General features: G+C 69.9%; 21 protein-coding genes and 2 pseudogenes. 9 read left to right on the top strand and 14 right to left on the bottom strand.

What is annotated here, in order from left to right:
- Positions 1-42: 42 nt before the first annotated feature.
- Positions 43-2,301 (bottom strand): NADP-dependent malic enzyme, encoded by a 2,259-nt coding sequence (locus FSB78_RS00105; RefSeq protein ID WP_147078897.1) that lies wholly within the window; start codon positions 2,299-2,301, stop codon positions 43-45.
- A 163-nt stretch (positions 2,302-2,464) separates the two neighbouring features.
- Between FSB78_RS00105 and mutS the strand changes: the two genes are divergently transcribed.
- From mutS to FSB78_RS00090, 3 genes are all read left to right on the top strand, one after another.
- Positions 2,465-5,041: a DNA mismatch repair protein MutS gene (mutS, locus tag FSB78_RS00100; protein WP_147083921.1), complete on the top strand. Its 2,577-nt coding sequence runs from the start codon at positions 2,465-2,467 to the stop codon at positions 5,039-5,041.
- A 167-nt stretch (positions 5,042-5,208) separates the two neighbouring features.
- A complete protein-coding gene (locus FSB78_RS00095) occupies positions 5,209-6,156 on the top strand; it encodes a cation diffusion facilitator family transporter (RefSeq protein ID WP_147078895.1) in 948 nt (315 codons plus the stop codon).
- A 51-nt stretch (positions 6,157-6,207) separates the two neighbouring features.
- A complete protein-coding gene (locus FSB78_RS00090) occupies positions 6,208-6,618 on the top strand; it encodes a glycine zipper 2TM domain-containing protein (RefSeq protein ID WP_147078893.1) in 411 nt (136 codons plus the stop codon).
- A gap of 98 nt (positions 6,619-6,716) precedes the next feature.
- On the opposite strand, the gene FSB78_RS00085 is transcribed toward FSB78_RS00090, so the two are convergent.
- Positions 6,717-7,733, bottom strand: a complete 1,017-nt coding sequence (locus tag FSB78_RS00085; RefSeq protein WP_147078891.1) for a polyprenyl synthetase family protein — start codon at positions 7,731-7,733, stop codon at positions 6,717-6,719.
- Between the two features lie 100 nt (positions 7,734-7,833).
- Between FSB78_RS00085 and FSB78_RS00080 the strand changes: the two genes are divergently transcribed.
- Both FSB78_RS00080 and FSB78_RS00075 read left to right on the top strand, forming a co-directional pair.
- Positions 7,834-8,112, top strand: a complete 279-nt coding sequence (locus FSB78_RS00080; protein ID WP_147078890.1) for a chorismate mutase — start codon at positions 7,834-7,836, stop codon at positions 8,110-8,112.
- Entirely contained in the window at positions 8,112-8,768 is a 657-nt protein-coding gene (locus tag FSB78_RS00075; protein WP_147078888.1) for a nucleoside/nucleotide kinase family protein, read from the top strand. The genes FSB78_RS00080 and FSB78_RS00075 overlap by 1 nt, the downstream gene beginning before the upstream one ends.
- Positions 8,769-8,900: 132 nt before the next feature.
- On the opposite strand, the gene FSB78_RS00070 is transcribed toward FSB78_RS00075, so the two are convergent.
- The gene (locus FSB78_RS00070; protein WP_147078886.1) at positions 8,901-10,064 is read right to left on the bottom strand and encodes an alpha-hydroxy-acid oxidizing protein; all 1,164 of its coding nucleotides are present in this window, start codon (positions 10,062-10,064) and stop codon (positions 8,901-8,903) included.
- A 164-nt stretch (positions 10,065-10,228) separates the two neighbouring features.
- Here FSB78_RS00070 and FSB78_RS00065 point away from each other — a divergent pair, with 164 nt between their 5' ends.
- Complete coding sequence (locus FSB78_RS00065) at positions 10,229-11,044, top strand: ferredoxin--NADP reductase (RefSeq protein WP_147078884.1); 816 nt, start codon at positions 10,229-10,231, stop codon at positions 11,042-11,044.
- Between the two features lie 3 nt (positions 11,045-11,047).
- Here FSB78_RS00065 and FSB78_RS18985 read toward each other — a convergent pair whose 3' ends face one another.
- The 5 genes from FSB78_RS18985 to FSB78_RS00045 all read right to left on the bottom strand — a co-directional run bounded on the left by FSB78_RS18985 (position 11,048) and on the right by FSB78_RS00045 (position 14,863).
- Positions 11,048-11,206, bottom strand: coding sequence for a hypothetical protein (locus tag FSB78_RS18985; RefSeq protein ID WP_158637931.1), 159 nt, complete (start codon positions 11,204-11,206; stop codon positions 11,048-11,050).
- 96 nt (positions 11,207-11,302) lie between these two features.
- Positions 11,303-12,346, bottom strand: coding sequence for a rod shape-determining protein (locus tag FSB78_RS00060; protein ID WP_147078882.1), 1,044 nt, complete (start codon positions 12,344-12,346; stop codon positions 11,303-11,305).
- 133 nt (positions 12,347-12,479) lie between these two features.
- Positions 12,480-12,764: a hypothetical protein gene (locus FSB78_RS00055; RefSeq protein ID WP_147078880.1), complete on the bottom strand. Its 285-nt coding sequence runs from the start codon at positions 12,762-12,764 to the stop codon at positions 12,480-12,482.
- Positions 12,765-12,828: 64 nt separating this feature from the next.
- Entirely contained in the window at positions 12,829-13,059 is a 231-nt protein-coding gene (locus FSB78_RS00050; protein ID WP_147078878.1) for a hypothetical protein, read from the bottom strand.
- A 49-nt stretch (positions 13,060-13,108) separates the two neighbouring features.
- A complete protein-coding gene (locus FSB78_RS00045; RefSeq protein WP_147078875.1) occupies positions 13,109-14,863 on the bottom strand; it encodes a sensor domain-containing diguanylate cyclase in 1,755 nt (584 codons plus the stop codon).
- Between the two features lie 104 nt (positions 14,864-14,967).
- Here FSB78_RS00045 and FSB78_RS00040 point away from each other — a divergent pair, with 104 nt between their 5' ends.
- From FSB78_RS00040 to FSB78_RS00030, 3 genes are read left to right on the top strand one after another with little or no spacing between them, the layout of a single operon-like run.
- Positions 14,968-16,089 (top strand): 8-amino-7-oxononanoate synthase, encoded by a 1,122-nt coding sequence (locus FSB78_RS00040; protein WP_147078873.1) that lies wholly within the window; start codon positions 14,968-14,970, stop codon positions 16,087-16,089.
- A complete protein-coding gene (gene bioD, locus FSB78_RS00035) occupies positions 16,086-16,703 on the top strand; it encodes a dethiobiotin synthase (RefSeq protein WP_147078871.1) in 618 nt (205 codons plus the stop codon). The genes FSB78_RS00040 and bioD overlap by 4 nt, the downstream gene beginning before the upstream one ends.
- The gene (locus tag FSB78_RS00030; RefSeq protein WP_147078869.1) at positions 16,700-17,947 is read left to right on the top strand and encodes an adenosylmethionine--8-amino-7-oxononanoate transaminase; all 1,248 of its coding nucleotides are present in this window, start codon (positions 16,700-16,702) and stop codon (positions 17,945-17,947) included. Before bioD ends, FSB78_RS00030 begins: the two co-directional genes overlap by 4 nt.
- 422 nt (positions 17,948-18,369) lie before the next feature.
- Here FSB78_RS00030 and FSB78_RS00025 read toward each other — a convergent pair whose 3' ends face one another.
- From FSB78_RS00025 to FSB78_RS19730, 6 genes and pseudogenes are all read right to left on the bottom strand, one after another.
- Positions 18,370-22,164: a putative Ig domain-containing protein gene (locus tag FSB78_RS00025; RefSeq protein WP_158637930.1), complete on the bottom strand. Its 3,795-nt coding sequence runs from the start codon at positions 22,162-22,164 to the stop codon at positions 18,370-18,372.
- A complete protein-coding gene (locus FSB78_RS00020) occupies positions 22,092-22,562 on the bottom strand; it encodes an Ig domain-containing protein (RefSeq protein WP_158637929.1) in 471 nt (156 codons plus the stop codon). The genes FSB78_RS00025 and FSB78_RS00020 overlap by 73 nt, the downstream gene beginning before the upstream one ends.
- A complete protein-coding gene (locus FSB78_RS19365) occupies positions 22,559-22,771 on the bottom strand; it encodes a putative Ig domain-containing protein (RefSeq protein WP_242007878.1) in 213 nt (70 codons plus the stop codon). Before FSB78_RS19365 ends, FSB78_RS00020 begins: the two co-directional genes overlap by 4 nt.
- 65 nt (positions 22,772-22,836) lie before the next feature.
- A pseudogene (locus tag FSB78_RS19735) lies at positions 22,837-23,121 on the bottom strand (Ig domain-containing protein); the annotation flags it as partial.
- 86 nt (positions 23,122-23,207) lie between these two features.
- On the bottom strand, positions 23,208-23,552 hold the full coding sequence (locus tag FSB78_RS00010) for a putative Ig domain-containing protein (protein ID WP_147078864.1): 345 nt from the start codon (positions 23,550-23,552) through the stop codon (positions 23,208-23,210).
- Positions 23,549-23,755, bottom strand: a pseudogene (locus FSB78_RS19730) (putative Ig domain-containing protein); the annotation flags it as partial. The pseudogene FSB78_RS19730 and the gene FSB78_RS00010, both read right to left, overlap by 4 nt.
- Between the last annotated feature and the right edge of the window lie 49 nt (positions 23,756-23,804).

Genomic DNA, 23,804 nt, shown 5'->3' with positions numbered 1-23,804 from the left:
ACTCGTTTCAGGGTCCACCTTTCAACCGCGCATTACCGCATATTACCGCGCAACGCCGCCCGCAGCCAACACCGCCAGCGTCACCAGCTCGCTCGCCGTGCTCGTCATCGGCGCGACCTGGACCGGCTTGTCCATGCCGATCAGCATCGGGCCGATCACCGAATCGCCGCCCAGTTCGCGCAGCAGCTTGGCCGAGATGTGCGCGGACTGCAGACCCGGCATGATCAGCACGTTGGCAGGCCCCGACAGCCGCGCGAACGCATAGTTCTTCAGCTGCTTCGGGTTGAGCGCGACGTCGGGTGCCATCTCGCCTTCATATTCGAAGCCGACCTGGCGACCGTCGAGCACGGTCACCGCGTCGCGGATGTTGTCGATCCACTCGCCCTTCGGGTTGCCGAAGTTCGAATAGCTGAGGAACGCGACACGCGGTTCGTGGCCCATCCGGCGCGCGACGGCCGCGGTCTGTTCGGCGAAGTCGGCGAGCTGTTCGGCGGTCGGCCGCTCGTTGATCGCGGTGTCGGCGATGAAGACGGTGTGGCTCTGCCCGACGACCAGGTGGATGCCGAACGGCGTCTTGCCCGCCGCGGGGTCGATCACGCGGTAGACCTGGCGCATCGTCTCGCCGTACGTGCGCGTGATGCCGGTGATCATCGCGTCGCCTTCGCCGAGCTGCAGCAGCAGCGCGCCGAAGATGTTGCGATCCTGGTTCACCATCCGCTCGCAGTCGCGGCGCAGGTACCCGCGACGCTGGAGCCGGGCGTAGAGCAGGTCGACCATCTTGGGCACCAGCGGCGAGCGGCGGCTGTTGTGCAGCTCGAAGCTCTCCGGATCGGTGACCCCCAGCGCGCGGAGGCGATCGGGGACGTCGTCGCGCCCGACCAGCACCGGCGTGCCGTAGCCGCCCTCGCGGAACTGGATCGCGGCGCGCAGCACGACCTCCTCCTCGCCCTCGGCGAAGATGACGCGCTTGGGGTGCGCGCGTGCGCCCTCATACGCCATCGACAGCACCGACGTCGTCGGGTTGAGCCGCGCGCGCAGCCGCTGGCGATACGCCTCCATGTCGAGGATCGGCTTGGTCGCGACGCCCGAATCCATCGCCGCTTTGGCGACCGCGCTGGAGACGACCTCCATCAGCCGCGGATCGAACGGCGCGGGGATGATGTAGGCGGGGCCGAAGCTGTGCGACACGCCGTAAGCGAGCGCGACTTCCTCGGGCACGCGCTGGCGCGCGAGTTCGGCGATCGCGTTGGCGGCGGCGATCTTCATCGCGTCGTTGATCCCCGTCGCGCGGACGTCCAGTGCCCCGCGGAAGATGAACGGGAAGCAGAGCACGTTGTTGACCTGGTTCGGATAGTCCGACCGGCCGGTCGCGACGATCGCGTCGGGGCGCGCGGCCATCGCCAGTTCGGGCCGGATCTCGGGCTCGGGGTTGGCCATCGCGAAGATGATCGGCGCCTTGGCCATGTCCTTGACCATCTCTGGCTTCAATGCACCCGCGGCGGAAAGCCCCAGGAACACGTCCGCGCCCTCCAGCGCTTCGGTCAGCGTACGTGCCGCGCTCGTCGTCGCGTGCGCCGACTGCCACTGGTTCACGTCGTCGCGGCCCTGGTAGATCACGCCGGTCTTGTCGCACATCACGACATTGTCGGGACGCACGCCCATCGCCTTGATCAGCTCGGTGCACGCGATCGCCGCGGCGCCCGCGCCGTTGACGACCATCTTGATCTCGCCGAGTTTGCGCCCGGTCAGCAGGCAGGCGTTGATCAGCCCCGCCGCGACGATGATCGCGGTGCCGTGCTGGTCGTCATGGAACACCGGGATGTTCATCCGTTCACGCAGGGTCTGCTCGATGATGAAGCATTCGGGCGCCTTGATGTCCTCGAGGTTGATGCCGCCGAAGGTCGGCTCCATCAGCTCGACCGCGTCGATGAAGCGGTTCACATCCTCGGTCTTCAGCTCGATATCGATCGAATCGACGTCGGCGAAGCGCTTGAACAGCACCGCCTTGCCCTCCATCACCGGCTTCGACGCGAGCGCGCCGAGATTGCCCATGCCGAGGATCGCGGTCCCGTTGGAGATCACTGCGACGAGGTTGCCCTTGGCGGTATAGTCGTACGCCGTGGCGGGATCGTCGTAGATCGCCTTCACGGGAATTGCGACGCCCGGCGAATAGGCCAGCGCCAGGTCGCGCTGCGTCGCCATCGGCTTGGAGGCGATGATCTCGATCTTGCCCGGGCGGCCTTCCGAATGGAACAGCAGCGCTTCGCGTTCGGAGAACTGGAGCGTGTTTTCTTCGGCCATGCGGGCAACCTCGGCAATCTGGGGCAATCGGGGAATGAAGGTGCCTTTACGGAAGCCAGCCGCTTTCGTCACCCCTTGCGCCACGTAGCGGCTGACGCTGCCGCCATTCTGGGCTAGCTGCGGGGCCATGACGACCCCTGCCCCGCCTGCTGCGCCGACCCCGATGATGGCCCAATATCTCGGGCTCAAGGCGGAAGCCGAGGATTGCCTGCTCTTCTATCGGATGGGCGATTTCTTCGAGCTGTTCTTCGACGACGCGCGCGTCGCGGCGGCGGTGCTCGACATCGCGCTGACCGCGCGCGGCGAGCATGACGGCAAGCCGATCCCGATGTGCGGCGTCCCCGTCCACGCCGCGACCGCGTATCTGCAGCGGCTGATCAAGGCCGGCCACCGCGTCGCGGTCGCCGAGCAGGTCGAAAGCCCCGCCGAAGCCAAGGCGCGCGGCGGCAAGGTGCTGGTCCAGCGCGCGATCGTCCGCGTGGTGACCGCGGGTACGCTGACCGAGGAGGCGTTGCTCGATTCGCGCAGCGACAATTGGTGCGTGGCGATCGGCGAGGCGGCCGGCGGCGTGGCCATCGCGGCGGCGGACGTGTCGACCGGGCGATTCGAGATCGTCGAGCTGTCCGCGGACGCCATCGGCGCCGAGCTCGCGCGGCTGGGTGCGGCCGAGGTCGTTGCCGCCGAGACGAGCGCGTTCGCCGAGGCGGCGACCACGCTGCGCCCGCGCGGCGATTTCGACAGTAACGCCGGCGAGGCGCGGCTGAAGCGGCTCTACGCCGTCGCGACGCTCGACGGTTTCGGACAGGTCGGACGTGCCGGCCTCGCCGCGGCGGGCGGGCTGGTCGCGTATCTGGAGCATAATGCAAAGGGCGCCCTCCCCTTCCTCCGGCCGCCGCAGGTGTCGCGCGCGGCCGAGGCGATGGCGATCGACGCGGCGACGCGCGAGAGCCTAGAGATCACCTGCGCGGCGGGGAACGTGCGCAAGGGCAGCCTGCTCGACGCGGTCGACCGCACCGTGACCGGGGCCGGCGCGCGGTTGCTCGCCGCCGATCTCGGTGCGCCGTTGATGGAGCGTGGCCGCGTCGAGGCGCGGCTCGACCTCGTCCGGCTGTTCCACGACGATCAGGCTGCACGTGAGCGGTTGCGCGGTACGCTCCGCGCGCTGCCCGACATCGGCCGCGCGCTCGGGCGGCTGGCGGCGGGACGCGGGGGGCCGCGCGATCTGGGGCAGCTGCGCGACGGGCTCGACGGCGCCTGGCATCTGGGCGAGCGGCTGGGCGAGATCGCCGAACCGCCGGTGCTGCTGGCCGACCTCGCCCCGCAGCTGCGCGGGCATGGCGCGCTGATCGACCTGCTCAAGCGCGCGCTGGTGCCCTCGCCGCCGATCGAGGCCTCCGACGGCGGCTATATCGCGGCGGGCTATGACGTGGCGCTCGACGATCTGCGCGACGCAGGCGCGGGCGGCCGGCGCGCGATCGCCGCGCTCGAGGCGGAGTTCCGCACGAAGACCGGCATTGCCGCGCTGAAAATCCGCCACAACGGCGTACTCGGCTATCATGTCGAGGTACCGGCCAGGGCCGCCGATCCGCTGATGGCAGCGGACAGCGGCTTCACGCATCGCCAGACGCTGGCGGGCGTCGTGCGGTTCAACACCCCCGCGCTGCACGAGGTCGCGGCGCGCGTCAGCCAGTCGGGCGCGCATGCGCTGGCGGCGGAGGCGGCGCATCTCGAGGAACTGACCGCCGCCGCGCTTGCCGACCGCGAGCGCGTTGCCGCGACCGCCGACGCGCTCGCACGGCTCGACGTCGCCGCTGGGCTCGCCGAGCGCGCCGCGGAAGGCGCCTGGGCACGGCCGGCGCTGGTCGATCATGCGTGCTTCGAGATCGAGGGCGGGCGACATCCGGTGGTCGAGGCGGCGGTGGCGAAATCGGGCGACCGGTTCGTCGCGAACGACTGCAACCTGTCCGAATCGTCGCGGCTCTGGCTCGTCACCGGGCCGAACATGGGCGGCAAGTCGACCTTCCTGCGCCAGAACGCGCTGATCGCGGTGCTCGCGCAGGCAGGGTCCTACGTACCCGCGACCAAGGCGACGCTGGGGCTCGTCGACCGGCTGTTCAGCCGCGTCGGCGCATCGGACAATCTCGCGCGCGGGCGCTCGACCTTCATGGTCGAGATGGTCGAGACCGCTGCGATCCTCGCGCAGGCGACGCCGCGTTCGTTCGTCATCCTCGACGAGGTCGGGCGCGGCACCTCGACCTATGACGGGCTCGCGATCGCCTGGGCGGTGGTCGAGGCGATCCACGAGGACAACCGCTGCCGCTGCCTGTTCGCGACGCATTATCACGAGCTGACGCGGCTGGCCGAGCGGTGCGACGCGCTGTCGCTGCACCATGTCCGCGCGCGCGAGTGGAAGGGCGAGCTGGTGCTGCTCCACGAACTCGCCGACGGTCCCGCGGACCGCAGCTACGGCCTCGCGGTCGCGCGGCTCGCGGGGATGCCGCCGGCGACGGTCGCGCGCGCGAAATCGGTGCTCGCGAAGCTCGAGGCCGGGCGCGCGAAGACCGGAGGGCTGGCGGCGGGACTCGACGACCTGCCGCTGTTCGCCGCGGTCGCGCAGGTCGAGGTAGAGGCGCGCGATACGCTGCGCGACGATCTGGCGGCGCTCGATGTCGATGCGATGAGTCCGCGCGAGGCGCTGGAGGCGCTGTACCGGCTGAAGGGGTTGGCGGGCGAGGGGTAAGGCCACCGCCTTCCGTCATCCCGGGCTCGTCCCGGGATCCAGGGTTTCGGGCGTTGCGCTTCGTTACCCTGGATCCCGGGACAAGCCCGGGATGACGAAGGCGCCCGCGTCCTAGTATCACACGCCCGCCCGATGCTACGCGGCACGCAATCAGCGGAGCAGCCACCTTGAGCGGACATCACGGACACGACCATAGCCACAGCCATGCGGGCCATTCGCATGGCGGGCACGGCCATTCCCACGCGCCGGCGTCGTTCGACCGCGCGTTCGCGATCGGGATCGGGCTCAACATCGTGTTCGTCCTCATCGAGGCTCTGGTCGGGCTTCGCATCGACTCGGTCGCGCTGGTCGCCGACGCCGGGCACAATTTGTCCGACGTGCTGGGGCTCGCGGTTGCGTGGGGCGGCGCGACGCTGGCGCGCAGCGCCCCGAGCAAGCGCTTCACCTATGGGCTGAAGGGATCGACGATCCTCGCCGCGCTGGCCAACGCCCTTCTCCTGCTCGTCGCGCTCGGCGCGATCGTGCTGGAGGCCTCGCAGCGGTTCGCCGATCCCGCGCCCGTCGCCGGGCTCACCGTCTCGATGGTCGCAGGCGTCGGCATCGCGGTGAACGTCGCGACTGCGATGCTGTTTGCGCGCGGGCGCAAGGGCGACGTCAACATCCGTGGCGCCTATCTCCACATGGCGGCGGACGCCGCAGTGTCCGCGGGCGTAGTCATCGCCGGGCTGATCATCTGGCAGACCAGGATCACCTGGATCGACCCCGCGGTCAGCATCGTCATCGCGGTGCTGATCTTCTGGCAGACCTGGGGGCTGCTGCGCGAGACCGTCGAGATGTCGCTGGCGGCGGTGCCGCGTGGGATCGAGTACGACCAGGTCGAGGCGGCGCTGACCGCGCTACCGGGCGTGGTTCGGATCCACGACCTGCACATCTGGCCGATGAGCACGACCGAACCCGTGCTGACCGCGCATCTCGTGATGCCCGCGGGGCAGCCCGGCGACGCGTTCCTGGGGATCGCGCGCGCGATGCTTCACGACCGGTTCGGGATCGGCCATGCGACGCTGCAGATCGAGACCGGGCTCGACTGCTCGCTGGCCGCGCCGGAGACGGTTTGAACTTTACCGGACCGGGACCGTTGATCTGCCTCAAGGTCCAGGAGTGACAGTATGAAGAAGCAGATCATCGCCGCGCTGATGTCGGTGGCCGTCGTGGCACCCGCCATGATCCCCGTCGAGGCGACCGCGCAGCGTTACGACCGCGACCGTGATCGCGACCGGGGCCGCGACAATCGCTGGCAGGGCGACCGCGACAATCGCGACTGGAACCCGTCCGACAGCTACCGCCAGGGCAACTACCGCGAGCGCCGGCTGAGCCGCAACGACCGCATCTACCGCGGCCGCGACGGCCGTGCCTATTGCAAGCGCAACGACGGCTCGACCGGTCTGGTGATCGGTGCGCTGGGTGGCGGCGTGCTCGCCAACCTGATCGGTGGCGGGACGCTGGGAACGCTGGCGGGTGCCGGTGGCGGCGCGCTGCTCGGCCGCTCGGTCGACCGCGGTAATGTGAAGTGCCGCTGATCTGACGTCACCCTGAACTTGGTTCAGGGTCCACCATGCCTCGGGCGATCTCGTTCGGGGTGCGGTGGATGCTGAAACAAGTTCAGCATGACAAAGAGTTAGTAGGCGCGGGCTACCGCGAACTCGACCGCCTCGATCATCGCGTCCTTGGCGGCGCTGTTGGCGAAGCCGCCGATGGCGTCGATCGCGCGCTGGCCGTAGTGCCGGGCGCGCGCGAGCGTATCGTCCACTGCGCGGGTCGATCGGATCAGGTCGATCGCATGCGCCAGGTCGGCGTCGGTATCGCGCCGTCCCTCGACCGCGTCCTTCCAGAACTTGCGGTCGTCGAGCCCGCCGCGGGCGTAGGCGAGGATGACCGGAAGCGTCATCTTGCCCTCGCGGAAATCGTCGCCGATGTCCTTGCCCATCGTGCCCGCATCGGAAACATAGTCGATCGCGTCGTCGACCAGCTGGAACGCGATGCCCAGGTTGCGGCCGTACGCGTCGAGCGCGGCTTCCTCCGCCTCGGATCGTTCCGCGACGACCGCGGCGATCCGGCAGGCGGCGGCGAACAGCGCGGCAGTCTTCGCGACGATGATGTCGAGATAGCGTTCCTCGGCGATGTCGACCTGCCGCGCGGCGGTCAGCTGGTTGACCTCGCCCTCGGCGATGATCGCGCTGGTCGACGACAGGATCTTCAGCACCTTGAGGCTGCCGTCCTCGACCATCAGTTCGAAGCTGCGGCTGAACAGGAAGTCGCCGACCAGCACGCTTGCCGGGTTTCCCCAGATCAGGTTGGCGGCACGCTTGCCGCGGCGCATGTCGCTGCCGTCGACGACGTCGTCGTGCAGCAGCGTCGCGGTGTGGATGAATTCGACCGCGGCCGCGAGGCGGTGGTGGCGAGAGCCCGTATAGCCGATCAGCCGTGCGCTCGCGAGCGTCAGCATCGGGCGCATCCGCTTGCCGCCGCCCGCGATCAGATGCCCTGCGAGTTCGGGAATCAGCGGGATGTCCGACTGCATGCGGCCGAGGATGACCGCGTTGACAGCGTTCATGTCGCCCGCGACCAGCTTGACCATCGGGTCTAGCGAGGGATCCGGCCGGGTGGGATCGAGGCGGTGGATGGTGGCGCTCATCTGCCCCGAGCCTGTGGCCGCATCGCCCTCGCAAAGCAAGTCTTGCCGGGCGCGCCGGACGCCCGCAAAAGGCGCGCGACGTTGAAACGAAGGGTTTCGCATGACCGACGACCTGCTGAGCGGATACCGCCAGAGCATCGACAATATCGACGCGGCGCTGATCCACATGCTCGCCGAGCGCTTCAAGGTGACGCAGGCGGTCGGCCGCCACAAGGCGACCCATGGCCTCCCGCCGGCGGATCCCGGCCGCGAGGAGCGCCAGATCGCGCGGCTGCGCCGGCTGGCGGAAGAAGCGCAGCTCGACCCCGAATTCTCGGAGAAGTTCCTGCGCTTCATCATCGACGAGGTGATCCGCCACCACGAGCGGCTGCAGGCCTGATGGGGTTCCTCCTCGCGATCGAGGGCGCCGACGGCGCGGGCAAGGCGACCGCGTCCGCGCTGGTGGTCGAGCAGTTGCTCGCCGCCGGGCGCAGCGCGTGCGTCATCTCGTTCCCGCGCTATACCGAGACGGTCGGCGGCTGGGCGCTGGGCGCGATGCTCGCGGGCACGCTGCCGCGGCCGGTGTCGCCCAAGGCGGCGGCGACGCTCTATGCGCTCGACCGGATGGAGTCGCGGGGCGTGCTGATGGCGGCGCTCGACGCGCACGAGGTCGTGGTGTTCGACCGCTATATCGCGTCGAACATGGCGTATCAGGCGGCCCAGGTGCCCGCGGACGAGGCGGGCGCGATGATGGAGTGGATCGCGGCCCTGGAGACCGGCGCGTTCGCGCTGCCCGCGCCCAATCTGTCGATCTATCTCGACACCCCGGCGGACATCGCCCGCGGGCTGATCCTCAAGAAGCGCAAGCGGTCGTACACCGACGATACGTTCGACGCGTACGAGGCCGATACTGGGCTGCAGGACCGCGTGCGGGCGAATTATGCGGCGATGACGCAGGGGCGCGTGCTGGGCGAATGGCTGCGCGTATCGACTGTCAAGAACGGCGCGTCTCGGCCACCGGCGGACATCGCCGCGGAGATCGTGGCGGCGCTGTAGTCCTTTCCTGTTCTGGAAGGGAAGGTGGCAGCCAGCAGCTGACGGAGGGGTGTCAGCCTATCGAGAGCGGGTCACCCCTCCGTCTGGCTGCGCCAGCCACCTCCCCTTGCAGGGGAGGATTGGTTCTTGCGCTCACCCCTGCCGGCTCACTCCCGCCTCGCGCACCGCGGCGATCGTCGGGTAGCCGTTCACCGCCATCAGCAGGTCAGCTTCCGCCAGAATGCAGCGCAGCACATGCGCCGCCCCGGCCTCGCCGTCGAGCGCGAGGCCATAGCTGTACGGCCGGCCGATCCCGACCGCCGTCGCGCCCATCGCCAGCGCCTTGACCACGTCGGTGCCGGACCGCACGCCCGAATCGAACAGCACCGGCGTGCTCCCCGACGCAGCCACCACGTCCGGCAACAGGTTGATCGCGGCGATCCCGCCATTGGCCTGCCGCCCGCCATGGTTCGAGCAATAGATCGCATCCGCGCCGAGGTCGATCGCGCGGCGCGCGTCGTCGCCGTGGCAGATGCCCTTCAGGATCAGCGGCAGCTTGGTCAACGAGCGCAACCATGGCATGTCGTCCCAGGTCAGCACGCGCCCGAACAGCCCGGCCCAGGCGCGGACCGCCGCGGGCCCGTCCTGCTCCGGCGGCACGGCAAGCAGCGACCGGAACACGGAGTCGCTGAAATAGTTGGTGAGCACATGCCCGCGCAGCTGCGGGAAATTGCCGGTATTCAGGTCGCGCGGCCGCCATCCGGTCACCCAGGTGTCGAGCGTGACGACGATACCCTTGTAGCCCGCCGCCTCCGCGCGGCGGACGAGGCTTTCGGTCAGCGCCTCGTTCTTGGGGGTATAGAGCTGGAAGAACCCCGGCGTGTCGCCGCAGGCCGCCGCGACCGACTCGAGCGGATCGTTTGACAGCGTCGACGCCATCAGCGGCACGCCGGTCGAAGCGGAGGCACGCGCGGCGGCGAGGTCGCCATGCCCGTCCTGCATGCACATCCCGGTGACGCCGATCGGCGCCATGAACACCGGGCTCGGCAGGCGCATCCCGAACAGGTCGATCGACAGGTCGCGCTGGCGGCAGTCGACCATCATCCGCGGCGTCAGCCCCCAGTGCCGGAACGCATCGGCATTGTGCCGCTGCGTATGCTCGTCGCCGCATCCGCCCTGGACATAGGTGCGCACCGATGGCGGCAACGCGGCACAGGCCTGCGCCTCGAGCGTCGCGAAATCGACCGGCACCCTGGGCAGCACCCCACCGAGTGCCGCGCCGTAGAGGAGATTCTGGTAGTCGCCGTACTGGGGCATGGACCGCTCGCTGCTCGTGATGCGCCGACCCTATCACCGAGCGGCAAAGCGGAACCATTGCTCCCCCGCATTATTTTGTCGTGCGCCCGCGCGGTGCCGACGATATAGCGCCCCGCAATCCTGTCGGCATGCCGCCGGCCATCCCCAATCCGGAATCTGCGTTCATGACCGTGACGACTCGCCCGCCCGTGCTGATCCCCGACAACGTCGCCTTCATGTCGGCGGCCGTGACCTGGGTGCGGCACTGGAACGAACATCTGTTCAGCTTCGCGATCGAGCGGCCGGCATCGGTGCGGTTCCGTTCGGGCGAGTTCGTGATGATCGGGCTGCCGGGCGACACCAAGCCGCTGATGCGCGCCTATTCGATCGCGAGCCCGGCCTATGCCGACGAACTCGAATTCCTGTCGATCAAGGTCGCCGACGGCCCGCTGACCTCGCGGCTGCAGCAGATCCAGACCGGCGACCAGGTCTATCTGGGCAAAAAGCCGACCGGCACGCTCGTGTGCGACGCGCTGCTGCCGGGCAGCCGGCTGTTCCTGCTCGCGACCGGCACCGGGCTTGCCCCGTTCCTCAGCCTGCTGCGCGATCCCGACGTCTATGCGCGGTTCGACCAGATCGTGCTGGTCCACAGCGTCCGCCGCGTCAGCGACTTGGCTTATTACGAAGAACTCGAGTCGCAGCTGGCCGAGGATCCGCTGATCGCCGACGAGGCCAAGGCACAGTTCGTCTACGTGCCGACCGTCACGCAGGAACAGTTCCGCAACCACAAGCGGATCGGCGCGCTAATCGACGACGGCACGGTGTTCGCCGCGCCGCTGAAAGGCCCCGCCAAGCTCGACCCCGCGACCGACCGCGTGATGCTGTGCGGCAGCAACGCGATGATCCGCGACTTTGCCGAACTGCTCGAGGCGACCGGCTTTACCGAAGGTTCGAACGCCAATCCGGGCGATTTCGTGATCGAGCGCGCATTCGTCGGCTAGGGGCTAGACCCCGGCGGCGGGGAGCACCGCGTTCAGCAACTCGATCACGTCCGCGACCCGCGCTGCGATGACCAGTTCCGTACTGTCGTCGAGAATGTCGAGTGCGCGGACGAGATGGTCGCGCGCCACGACGAGGCTGTTCGGCTTGGGAAAAGTCTGCATACACGTCTCGATGTGCGAAAAGGCTGGAAGCCGATCGGACGCGTATATCGCCGAGATTTAACCTATGTTAGATTGAATCGTACCGCGAACGACCGCTCAGATCTCCGCCATCACGCCTTGGTAGATCGGTTCCTCCATCGCCCGGCCCGCGCCGATCGCGACGCAGGTCAGCGCATTCTCCGCGACGATCACGGGCAGGCCGGTCGCCACCGACAGCACCTCGTCGATCCGCGCCAGCAGCGCGCCGCCGCCCGTCATGACGATGCCCTGGTCGACGATGTCGGCAGCCAGTTCGGGTTCGGTCATCTCGAGCGCGTTGAGCACGGTCTCGACGATCTGCCCGACCAGGTCGGCGAGCGAGGCGGCGATGTCGGCCTGGCTCACCTCGATCTCGGTCGGCACGCCGGCGCGCAGGTCGCGGCCCTTGACGCGCATTACCTTGCCCAGCCCGTCCTCGGGCATCATCGCGGTGCCGATCTCGAGCTTGATCCGCTCGGCGGTCGCCTCGCCGATCATCAGATTGTATTTGCGGCGGATCGCCGATGCGATCGCATCGTCCATCTTGTCGCCGCCGACCCGCGCCGAATTGCTGTAGGCGAGCCCGCGCAGCGACAGCACCGCGACCTCGGTAGTGCCGCCGCCGATATCGACCACCATCGCGCCGACCGGCTCGGTCACGGGCAGGCCCGCGCCGATCGCCGCCGCCATCGGCTCCTCGATCAGATACACCTTCTTGGCCCCGGCGCTCGTCGCGGCCTGGCGGATCGCGCGACGCTCGACCGGAGTCGCGCCCGACGGGATGCAGATCGCGATCTCTGGGTGGCGCGGCAGCCGGCTGGGGCCGCCATGCGCCTTGTCGATGAACACCTTGATCATCTGTTCGGCGACGTCGAGGTCGGCGATCACGCCGTCGCGCATCGGCCGGATCGTCTTGATGCCCTCGGGCGTCTTGCCCATCATCAGCTTGGCCTCGGCGCCGACCGCCCGCACGTGCTCGACACCGTCGCGGGTCTCGATCGCCACCACCGACGGCTCGTTCAGCACGATCCCCTGCCCGCGCAGATAGACCACGGTGTTCACGGTGCCGAGATCGATCGCCATATCGTTGGAAGGCAGGCCGAACAGGCGAGGAAAGCGCATCGATTGAACTACCCGGTAAGGCTTCGCACGGACGTCGGCGAAGCGCGCGATCTTGATCCCGTATTCCCGACGGGCGTCAACCCGTGTGCGCCCGGGCGAGCGCTAACGACCGTTCGTCAGAGCTGCCGATTCGTCAGATACGTTCCCGCAGCTCGATCTCACCTTCGACCTCGATCTCGTCCTCGTCGTCGCCCGCGTCCTCGGGAATCGTGAAGTCGGCCTGCCAGTCATAGACCTTCTCCGCGCCGCCATCGACCCAGACGCGGACCGCACCCTTGGTGATCTCGCCGCCCATCTGGCCGACGAAATCGGCGACCAGGGATTCGGCGGCCTCCTCGTGGTCCGTCGCGCCCGAGATGCTCGCGGCCTCGATCTCTTCGTCCAGCTCGATCAGCTGGGCCCAGAACTGCTTTGCCATGTGTCGCTCCTTTGCGTGTCGCCCTGCCGCGTGGCGGCCGGTTTGCCAAGACGGGTGTGTGCGGTCAGCACAGGCTCACGATCGGATGCTGTGCGCGGACGCGGTCGACCAGCGTCTCGACCGCGTCGATATCGTCGAACGCGCCCGACGGCGTCACCGACCAGTTACAGTGCGGGTGCGTGGCGAGCGGATAAACCTTCACCTCGCCCAGCACGAGCCGCCACCGCCGGCGGTCGCCGCCATGGTCGCGCAGCAAGGTGGTGATGAGCAGGGACTGGAGATCGGACGCGGTCATCGCGGCGCCTTAGCGGCAAAGACCCGGGGGATCATCCTCTGATCGGGCCCTACGCCGCCAGCCGCAACCGGTTCCGCCCTGCCCGCTTCGCCTGGTACAACGCTGCGTCGGCCGCCTTCAGCACCGCATCCGAATCGCCGACCAACGAGGCGATGCCGGCGCTGACCGTGATCCGCGTGCGCTTCTCGCCCAGTGCGAACGCGGTGTCCGCGATCGTCGCGCGCAACCGTTCGCAGACCAGGCGCGCCTGGTCGACGCTCGCGCCGGGCAGGACGATGCCGAACTCCTCGCCGCCGAGCCGCGCGATGAGATCGCCGTCGCGCACGCACCCCCGCGCGATCGTCGCGAAGGTCCGCAGCACGTCGTCGCCGGCCTGGTGGCCATGCCGGTCGTTGACCGCCTTGAAGTGATCGATATCGAAGATCGCGAGGCATCCGCCCTGTTCGGCGCGGTGGATCTCGGCGAGCCGCAGGTCGAACCGGCGCCGGTTGGCGAGCCCGGTCAGCGGATCGGTCAGGGCCGCGCTGGTCAGTTCGGCCTCCAGCTGCTTGCGATGCGAGACGTCGCGCGCCGCGTTGACGATCCCGATCGCCGCACCGCTCTCGTCGGCGACGCCGCGCGAATGCGCCTCGAACCAGCGCAGCGACCCATCCGCCATCCGCGCGCGGAATTCGACGATCTGCGTCACGCCCGGCGTCGCCACCGCCGCCCGGTGCGCGGCCGAGACGGCAAGCCGGTCCGATTCGAGCACGAGGTCGATCGCGTTGCGCCCGATGACATCGTCGGGCGCATAGCCGCCGAGCTGCGTGATCGACGGCGACGCATAGCGGACCGTCCCATCGACGTGCAGGCTCATCACGATGTCGGTCGAATTGTCGGTCAGCAGCCGGTAGCGCGCCTCGCTGTCGCGCAACCGCGCGTACAGCCGGTCGCGCCGCGCCAGGTCGGCCGCGACGGGCAATGCGGTCATCACCGTCGCGGCGAGGTAGAACTGAAACAGGTGCACCCGCGACACGATGTCGCCGCCGACCAGGTTGACCGGCCCGAAGCCCTTCAGCGTCAGCACGCCACCGATCCCCGCCACGCACACGATCGACAGCGCCGCCCCCAGGCGGCCCAGCCGGAAGGTCGCCAGGATCACGGGCAGGATCGGCACGAACAGCAGGGGCAGCGTCTTCTGCAGGAAGACCGCGAGCGTCGTCAGGACGACCAGCATCAACAACGCCGCGCTCTCGGCGATCTGCCGGCGCGACGCCCTGGAGACCGTGCGTCGGACGTTGCCCGACAGGAACATCGCGAACACCGGCATGAAGGTCAGCGTGCCCAGCGAATGGCCGGCGTACCAGCGGACCCAATTGATCCAATAACCACCGCTGCCGACCCAGGCGGCGACCGCGGCGCCCACCGTCGCGCCGATGACGGGCGCCACCACCGCGGTCGCGAAAACCAGGATCGCCAGCCGGCCGACCGGATCGCCGGCCTGATGCCGCCGCTCGAGCCAGCGCAACAGCACCGCGCCCGTCACTGCCTCGACCACGTTGAGCAGCCCGAGCGGCAGCGCCGCCCGCAAGCCGAGCCCGAACGACGCGGTGGCGACCACGCCGGCAAGGCCACAGCCGACGCAGAGCATCACCCAGTCGCGGCGCGGGCTGGTGACCAGCGCCGCACCCAGCACCGCGGTCGCGATCCAAACACAGGCGACGCCGCCGCCGAAGCGAGTCGTCATGACGGCAGCCATCGCGCTGGCGAAGTAGACGGCGACGACAACCGCCGTCCGGCCAATCGACCTGACAGAGAGTTCCATGATCGCGATGCTACCCCGACGAAGTTAACTGATCTTTGCCCGCCGCAAGACACGCAGGACAGATACGGGTCGGCATGGCGCGCGGATGCGGTTAGGGGACCGGAATGGCGACGCTCGACCCGCACCGTACCGATCTTGCCGCGCTTCGGGCGCGCGACCGGCTGCGTTCGCTGCGCCCCCGGACGGGCGTGGACTTCTCCTCCAACGACTATCTCGGACTGGCGCAGTCACCGCGGCTGCGGGCCGCTGTCGCCGATGCGCTCGCGCGCGGCGTTCCGGTGGGATCGGGTGGTTCGCGCCTGCTGCGCGGCAATTGCGACGAGCACGAAGCGCTGGAGGACGAGGCCGCCCGGTTCTTCGGCAGCGAGGCCGCGCTCGTCTTCGCCAGCGGGTTCGCCGCCAACACGACCCTGTTCGCGACATTGCCGCAGACCGGCGACCTGGTCGTCCACGACGCGCTGATCCATGCCAGCGCGCACGAAGGCATGCGGCTGGGCCGCGCGACCTGCGTGTCCGCCGCGCACAATGACGCCGATGCCGCCGAGGATAAGATCCGCGACTGGCGCCGCCGCGGTGGCACGGGCACGCCGTGGATCGCGGTCGAGAGCCTCTACAGCATGGATGGCGACCGCGCGCCGCTCGCCGCGCTCGCCGTCGTCGCCGAGCGCCACGACGCCGTGCTGCTGATCGACGAGGCGCATGCGACCGGCGTGCTTGGCCCCGACGGCCGCGGCCTGACCGCGGAACTCGCGGACCGGGCCTCGATCATCACGCTCCACACCGCCGGCAAGGCGCTCGGTTGCGAGGGCGCGCTGCTGTGCGGTCCGCCGACGATGCGCGATTTCCTGGTCAATCGTGGGCGCGGCTTCATCTTTTCCACCGCCCCGTCGCCGCTGATGGCGAGTGCGGTGCGCGAATCGCTCCGGATCGTCGCCGACGAGCCCGCGCGACGCGACCGGCTCCGACAGCTGGTCGCGTTCGCCGAACGTAAGCTGGCGCCGTGCGGCGTCGCGCCGAGCGGATCGCAGATCCTGCCGCTGGTGATCGGTGACGACGCCGCGACGATGCGGCTGGCGAGCGCACTGCAGGCGGCCGGCTTCGACGTCCGCGGCATTCGTCCGCCCACCGTGCCGGTCGGCACCTCGCGGCTGCGGATCTCGCTGACGCTGAACGTCACCGACGCCGACATCACCGCATTGGCTGATACGCTGGAGAGCCTGCAATGACCCGCACGTTCGTCGTCACCGGGACCGACACCGACATCGGCAAGACCGTCTTCGCCGCGGGGCTCGCCGCTGCGCTCGGCGCTTCCTACTGGAAGCCGATCCAGGCGGGGCTCGACGGCGGCGGCGACTTCGATACCGTCGCGCGGCTCGGCGTCGCGCGGATCGTGCCCAGCGCCTATGTGCTGCAGACCCCGTGCTCGCCGCACCGTGCCGCCGAGATCGACGGAGTCGCGATCGACACCGAACGCCTTGCGCTGCCCGTGGTCGACGGATCGCTGGTGGTCGAGGGAGCCGGCGGCGTGCTGGTGCCCGTCACCCGCGACCTGGCCTTCGCCGACCTGTTCGCGCGCTGGCGACGCCCGGTCGTGCTGGTCGCGCGCACCGGGCTCGGGACGATCAACCACAGCCTGTTGTCGATCGAGGCGCTGCGCGCGCGCGGCGTGCCGATCCTCGGCATCGCCTTCATCGGCGACGCGGTCGAGGACAGCGAGGCGACGATCGCCGCCATCGGTGGCGTGCGGCGGCTGGGGCGGCTGCCGCGGCTCGACCCGCTCGACGGCGCCACGCTCGCCGCGGCGTTCGCCGATGCGTTCGACTTGGGCGATTTCGCATGAGCGCGGTCTGGCATCCGTTCACGCAGCACGGGCTGGGCGAGCCGATCCCGCAGGTCACGCATGCCGAGGGCGCGATCCTGCATACCGTCGACGGGCGGCGGATCGTCGATGCGATCTCGTCCTGGTGGGTGACGACGCATGGCCATTGCCACCCGCGCATCGTCGCCGCGATGCGTGAGCAGGCCGAGCGGCTCGACCAGATCATCTTCGCCGGCTGGACGCACCAGCCTGCCGAGGACCTGGCGCAGGGGTTGCGCGCGATCATGCCCGAGGCGTTGACGCGCGTATTCTTCTCCGATTCGGGATCGACCAGCGTCGAGGTCGCGCTGAAGATGGCGCTCGGCTACTGGACCGCGCGCGGCGAGCCGCGCCACCGCATCGTCGTGCTCGAACACAGCTATCACGGCGACACGATCGGCGCGATGTCGGTCGGCGCGCGCGGCGTCTACAACCAGGCCTATGCGCCGCTGCTGTTCGACGTGGCGACGGTGCCGTTTCCGTCACCGGGCCACGAGCAGGCGACGCTCGACGCGCTGGAGCGCGCCTGCGCTGACGGTGCGGCGGCGTTCATCGTCGAGCCGCTGGTCCTCGGCGCGGGTGGGATGCTGTTCTATCCGGCACACGTCCTGGCGCAGATGCGCGCGATCTGCGCTGCCGCGGGCGTACTCTTCATCGCCGACGAGGTGATGACCGGGTGGGGCCGGACCGGCACGCTGCTCGCCTGCGAACAGGCCGGCGTCGTGCCCGACATCCTGTGCCTGTCCAAGGGGCTGACCGGGGGCGCCGTGCCGCTGGCGGTGACGATGGCGATCGAGCCGATCTTCGAGGCGCACTGGAGCACCGACCGCGCGCGGATGTTCTTCCATTCGTCGAGCTACACCGCCAACCCGCTCGCCTGCGCGGCGGCGAACGCCAATCTGGCGATCTGGCGCGACGAGCCGGTGCTCGAACGCGTCGCCGGTCTCGCCGCGCGCCAGGCGGCCGGCCTTTCGACGCTCGCGACGCTGCCCGGCGTCACCGGCGCCCGCGCGTTCGGCACGATCATCGCGCTGGAGCTCGGCGGCAACGCGGCCTATCTCTCCGAACTCGGCCCCCGCCTCCTCGCATTCTTCCGCGACCGAGACCTGCTGTTGCGCCCGCTGGGCAACACCGTTTACGTCATGCCCCCCTACAGCATCACCCCTTCCGACCTGGACCGCGTCCATGCAGCGATCGGAGAAGCCTGCGCCGTACTGGCCGGCTGACCGGGCAGGTCACCAGGATGCGGATGAGTGAAGGCGATGGCGGCCCGGGCGTGTAACGCCGTCATCGGAGGCGCGGCGTCCACCGGGACTAGGCGCTTCGATCAAAAGGAGAGCCGCTGGTTGGGCAGTGCGGGGGAGAGCGTCTCGCTCATCCCCCGCGCGGTCGTCCGGCCGGTGCCGGTTTTCCCGGCGGCACCACTCCTGCACGTTTCTTTTCTTGTTACGGCTAGCGACGGCACGGCCAGCATGCGCCAAATCGAATCAAAAAAAAAGGCCGGTCGTGAGACCAGCCAAAGTTTTTAGGAGAGGATGCCTGAAAGGCACGCTCCTTGTGCATCGCAGCACGCTAGCTCGCAAGTGCAATGCGCCTCATTACAGTTGCACTAAATGCAATCGCGCCCAGATGATGGTACTGGCGCACGCTAGAATTTCCTGCCGATCGTCCCCCGCAACGTCCCGACCCGGCTGCCATTGGCCAACAGTCCCCCGAGATCGACGCCGAACGTCCAGTCGGTTTCGGTTTGCAGACCGATACCGAGCTCGAGGTTGAATTCGTCGCGCGGCCAGCGGTCGCCCTCGACGACGCGCGCCAGTCCACCAAGATCTGCGTAATCGAGCCATTGTCCGCCCTGCCCGCGGTAATCGTGGCGCCATTCGAAGCGGAGCCGGGGGCTGACGACCCCCAAGTCGATCGGCCGGTACATCGCGCCGCGCCCACCGAGGACGCTCGACAGCGAATCCAGCGTGCGGCGGCCATAAGCGAGGTCGTACAGGCCCGCCCCCGTCTCGCGATACGCGTCGAGCGTCGCGGCTAGATATTCGACGCGGCCATAGGCCGAGACCATGCCGCCAGGCCCCTGCCGATCGAGCCCTCCAGCCAGCGAACCGAACCGCATCGTGCCGTCGCGGTGCCCGACGCCGATCCCGCCATTCGCCGCGAGCCGCCGGCTGTCGAAATCGACGCCTCCATAGCCGATCACGCCGTCGACGAACGTCCCCGGCAACGGCGCCAGACTGCCATACAGCGCGCCGACCCAGGTATCGCCGTCGAGCCGCGCATCGCCCTTGCCGATCCGGGTCCGCTGGCTGCCATAGCCGCCGCCTATCCCGACCGTCAGCGTGTCGGCTAGCTTGATGTCGCTTCCCGCACTCAGTCCGCCGCTCGTGACGTCGAGGTGGACGCGTCGCGTGGTCGCGTCGCGCGACCCGACCGTGATCGCCCCGCCGCTCCAGATCGCGATTGATCCGATCCTGCGGTCACCACCTCCGGCCGCAGCGGCTGCCGAAGACCCGCGCGGGTAACCGCCCTGCGCGCCCAGGACGCCCGGCGCCGTCGCCTCGGTACGCGACGGCGTTGCGGCGCCGCGCCCGGAGCGTCCGCTGCCGGTTCCATCTCGGTTACCGATTCCGACCCTATCATCGAGCCCGCCGTACCCGTCCGATCCGAACCCGGCCAAGCCGGTGGGTGGGCGGCCATACGCGCCATACGCGGCCTCCGCACCGGCGACTTCGGTTGCGTGCTCCATCTTGAGCGCCGTCTCGCGGTCGATGCCGCTGGGCGGATAACCGCCATAGCCGCCGTACAGGCCAAACCCGTTGGTGAAGCATACCCCGAACGGCCGCGCGGTACTGCTCGCGCCGCCGCCGTGCAGCGCCTCGTTGCGGCGGGCGAAATTGCCGAGCTGCGTGGCCGCGAAGCTGCGCGTCGCTTCGGCCTGCGCCCCGACCAGCCCGCGCACCAGCGGGTCGGCAGCGGGATCCGCACGCGCCGTGACCGTGACCGTGGCGGTCGCCGCCGCGGACGTCCCGACCGCGTTGCTGAGGGTATAGGTGACGACGATCGTACCGCTATAGCGCGGCTCGGGCGTGATCCGCATCTGATAGGTGCGGGCGTCGACTACGCCGCCTTCGATCAGCGCCGCCGTCGCCGCGCCGGACGGGTTCACCGAGACGATTGCCGCTCCGGTATAGGGCGCGCCCCGCGCCTGTGTCGTGAGGTCGACCGTCACCGGCACGTTCTGCCCGGTGCCTGCCGTCAACGTCGGTGCGACCGGCGGCGATCCGAGCACCGTGATCGCGATGGTGGCCGGAGCGGAACGCCCTCCCGGTCCGAAGGCGACGAAAGTGAAGCCGTCATGGCCGCGATAGCCGATCGGCGGGGTATAGGTGGCCACCACGATCGGTTGCCCGCCCGCGCCACCCGCCGGCGTCGTCGCCAGCGTCACCGTGCCGCGGAGTGGCGGCGTGGCGAGATCGATACTCGTCCACACGCCGCTGACCAGGCCGGACAGGGTGACATCGACGGACCGCGTGCCGCCGGCGGGGCTCGTGACGGTGACCGACGTCCCGGCGGCGATCGGGGCCGGCGGCGCGGCGATCACCAGCGTGTAGGTGCGCACGGCCGACGCAGGCGCGGCACCGGTCGAGCTGTCGGTCGCGGTGATCGCGATCGCGAAGCTGCCGCTCTGCGTCGGCGTTCCGGCCAGTTCGCCCGTGGCGGACAGCGCCAGCCCTGCCGGCAACGCCCCGCCCGTGCTCGCGTAGCGATACGGCGCAGCGCCGCCGCTGGCGGACATGGTCGCGGAATAGGCCATGCCCTGTTGTCCCGCCGCCAGCGAGTCGGGCGCGATCGCGATCGCCTGCACGCCGACCGTGATCGTCACCGTTGCCGCCGCCGACACGCCCCCGGGGCCGGTGGCAGTATAGGTGAAGCTGTCCGCACCGTAATAGCCGGCCGTGGGAGCGTAGCGCACCACCTCGCCACTGACGCTCGCGGTGCCATGCAACGGCCCGCTGGCGATGGCGATACCGGTGTGTACGCCTGCGATCGCTCCCGAGAGATCGATGCCGGTCGCGGTGCCGTAGGCGGTGGTGACCGATTGGTCCGCCGCGGTCGGTACCGCCGGCGGCGTCACCGTGACCGTCACCGTAGCGGGCGCAGACGTACCGCCCCCGTTGGACGCGGTGTAGGTGAAGCGATCGGTCCCGGCATAGCCGGGCGCGGGCGCGTAGGTCATCGACATCCCGCCGGCGACGGCAGCGCCGTGCGCGGGCGGACTCGAGACCGCGACCCCGACGGCGGGAGGCCCGCTCAGCTGCAGCGGAACCGGCGTCGGCCCCGCCCCGTATTTGGCGGTCAGGGTGGTATCCACGGCAATCGGCTGCACCGCCGCCTTGACCCGGACGGTATAGTCCTGCGTGGCGGCATAGGGTCCGCTGCCGCCCGAACTGTCGGTCACGGTGACGCCGAAGGTGAAGCTGCCGCCTGCGAGCGGCGTCCCCGACAGCGTCCCGTCGGCGGCGAGCGCCAGCCAGGCAGGCAGTGCGCCAGCGGTCACCGCATAGGCGTAGGGTGCGGTGCCGCCGCTCGCGGCGATACTCGCGACGTAGGTTGCCCCGACGGTCGCGCCCGTCAGCGTCGCAGGGGCGGGCGTCAGCGTGGTCGTGGCTGCGCCGATCGCCAGCGTGTAGCTGCGCGTTCCGGCATAGGGTCCGTTACCACTCGAACTGTCGGTCGCGGTCACGGTGAACGTGAAGCTGCCGCTCGCGCTCGGCGTACCCGCCAGTGTGCCGCTCGCCGACAGGCTCACCCCGGACGGTAGCGCGCCCGCGGTGACCGCAAAGGCATTGGGCGCAGCGCCGCCGACCGCTATGAGGGTCTGGCTGTATGCGGTTCCCACCCGTCCCGCCGGCAGGCTCGCGGGTGCCAGGATTACTGTCGGAGCCGCCACGACCAGCGTATAGGCGCGCGAGGCGCTATAGGGTCCGCCGCTGCCCGCCGCGGTTGCGTCGGTCGCGGTGACGGTGAAGCCGTACGTGCCGGCCGCGGCCGCGGTCGCGGTCCCCATGAGCGTCCCGTCGGCGGCGAGTGCCAGCCCGGCGGGCAGCGCGCCCGCGGTAACCGTGTAGGCGTAGGGCGCGGTACCGCCGCTCGCGGTGAGGCTGGCGCTATAGGCCACCCCCGCGGTCGCGTTCGCGAGCGTCGCAGGCACCAGCGTCAGCGTCGGCGCACCGATGGTCAGCGTGTAGCTACGCGTCCCGGCATACGGCCCGCTGCCGCTCGAACTGTCGGTCGCAGTCACGCTGAATGCGAAGCTCCCGTTCGCACTCGGCGTCCCTGCGAGCGTGCCGCTTGCCGACAGGCTCAACCCGGCCGGCAGCGTGCCCGCGCTGACCGCGTAGCTATAGGACGCCGTGCTGCCGGTCGCGAGAAGCACCTGACTGTACGCGGTGCCCGTCTGCCCCGCCGGCAGGCTTGCCGGCTCCAGCGAAACGGCCGGTGCTGCAACGACCAGCGTATAGCCCCCGCGCCCGCGAAGCCGCCGGCGTCGGTCGCGGTGATTGTGACGCCGAAGCTGCCACCCGCGGTCGGCGTGCCGGACAGCGTCCCGTCGGCGGCGAGCACCAGCCCGGCGGGCAGCGCGCCCGCGGTCACCGCATAGGCGTAGGGCGCGGTGCCGCCGCTCGCGGCGATACTCGCACTGTAGGTTACCCCGACGGTCGCGCTCGCCAGCGACGTTGGCGTCAGCGCCAGCGTCGGTCCGCCGATCCCCAGCGTGTAGCTGCGCGTCCCTGCATAGGGCCCGCTGCCGCCCGAACTGTCGGTCGCGGTCACGCTGGAAGGGGGAAGCTGCCGCCCGCGCTGGGGGTCCCCGCAAGCGTGCCGCTCGCCGACAGGCTCACCCGGACGGGAGTTGCACCCGCGGTGACCGCGAATGTGTAGGGTGCGGTGCCCCCGATGGCGAGGAACGTCTGGCTGTATGCCACCCCCGCCTGCCCCGCGGGCAGTCTGGCCGGTGCCAGCACGACAGTCGGTGCCGCCACGACCAGCGTATAGACGCGGGATACCGCTGTACGGCCCGCCGCTCCCGACCGCGGTCGCGTCGGGTCGCGGTCACGGTGAAGGCGTATGTGCCGCCCGCGGTCGTGGTTCCCGACAGCGTGCCGTCCGCGGCAAGCGTCACCCCGGCGGGCAGTGCACCCGCGGTCACCGCATAGGCATAGGGCGCGGGTGCCGCCGCTCGCCGTAATCCCCGGCATTGTAGGCCACCCCGACAGTCGCGTTGCCCAGCGTCGCAGGTGCGAGCGTCAAGGCCGGTGCGGCGATCGCCAGCGTGTAGCTGCGCGTCCCGGCATACGGCCCGCTGCCGCCCGAACTGTCGGGTCGCGGTCACGCCGAGCTGAAAGCTGCCGCTCGCTTCGGGCGTACCCGCAGCGTCCCACTTGCCGACAGCGTCAATCCGGACGGCAGCGCGCCCGATCACCGCATAGGTGTAGGGCGCCGTGCCGCCGGTCGCGGTGATCGTCGCGCCGTACGCGGTCCCCGCCTGGCCGCGGGAAGGGTCTCAGGTGTCAGCGTCACGGTCGGTGCCGCAACCGTCAGCGTATAGTCGCGTACGCCCGTGAAGCCGCCGGCGTCGGTTGCGGTGATCGTGATGCCAAAGCTGCCGCCGGCAGTCGGCGTGCCCGAGAGCGCGCCGGCGCCGGACAGGGCCAGCCTGGCAGGTCGCCCGACGTGATGGCGAAGGAATATGGGCCGCTGCCCCCGCTTGCCGTGGACCGTCTCGCCGTACGCGACGCCGACCGTCGCGGCGGGCAGCGTCACGGGCCGCCACGACGAGTGGTCGGGGGTCGTGGGGCGGCGACGCTCAGCGTATAGTTTCGCGTACCCGAAAACGGCCCGACGCCGGTCGAACTGTCCTGCGCCGTCACGTCCACGGAGAAGCTGCCGGCCTGGGTCGGCGTGCCCGACAGCGTCCCGTCGGCCGCCAGCGCCAGGCCCGTCGGCAGGCCCGTTGCGGCGAAGGCATAGGCGTCGCGCCGCCCCGCGGGTCAGCGTCTGGCTATAGGCCGTCCC

Origin of the sequence: Sphingomonas ginsenosidivorax (assembly GCF_007995065.1) — a bacterium.
Taxonomy (GTDB): domain Bacteria; phylum Pseudomonadota; class Alphaproteobacteria; order Sphingomonadales; family Sphingomonadaceae; genus Sphingomonas; species Sphingomonas ginsenosidivorax.
The sequence above is the reverse complement of the archived record's forward strand: the minus strand, read 5'-3'. Positions and strand labels throughout refer to the sequence as shown.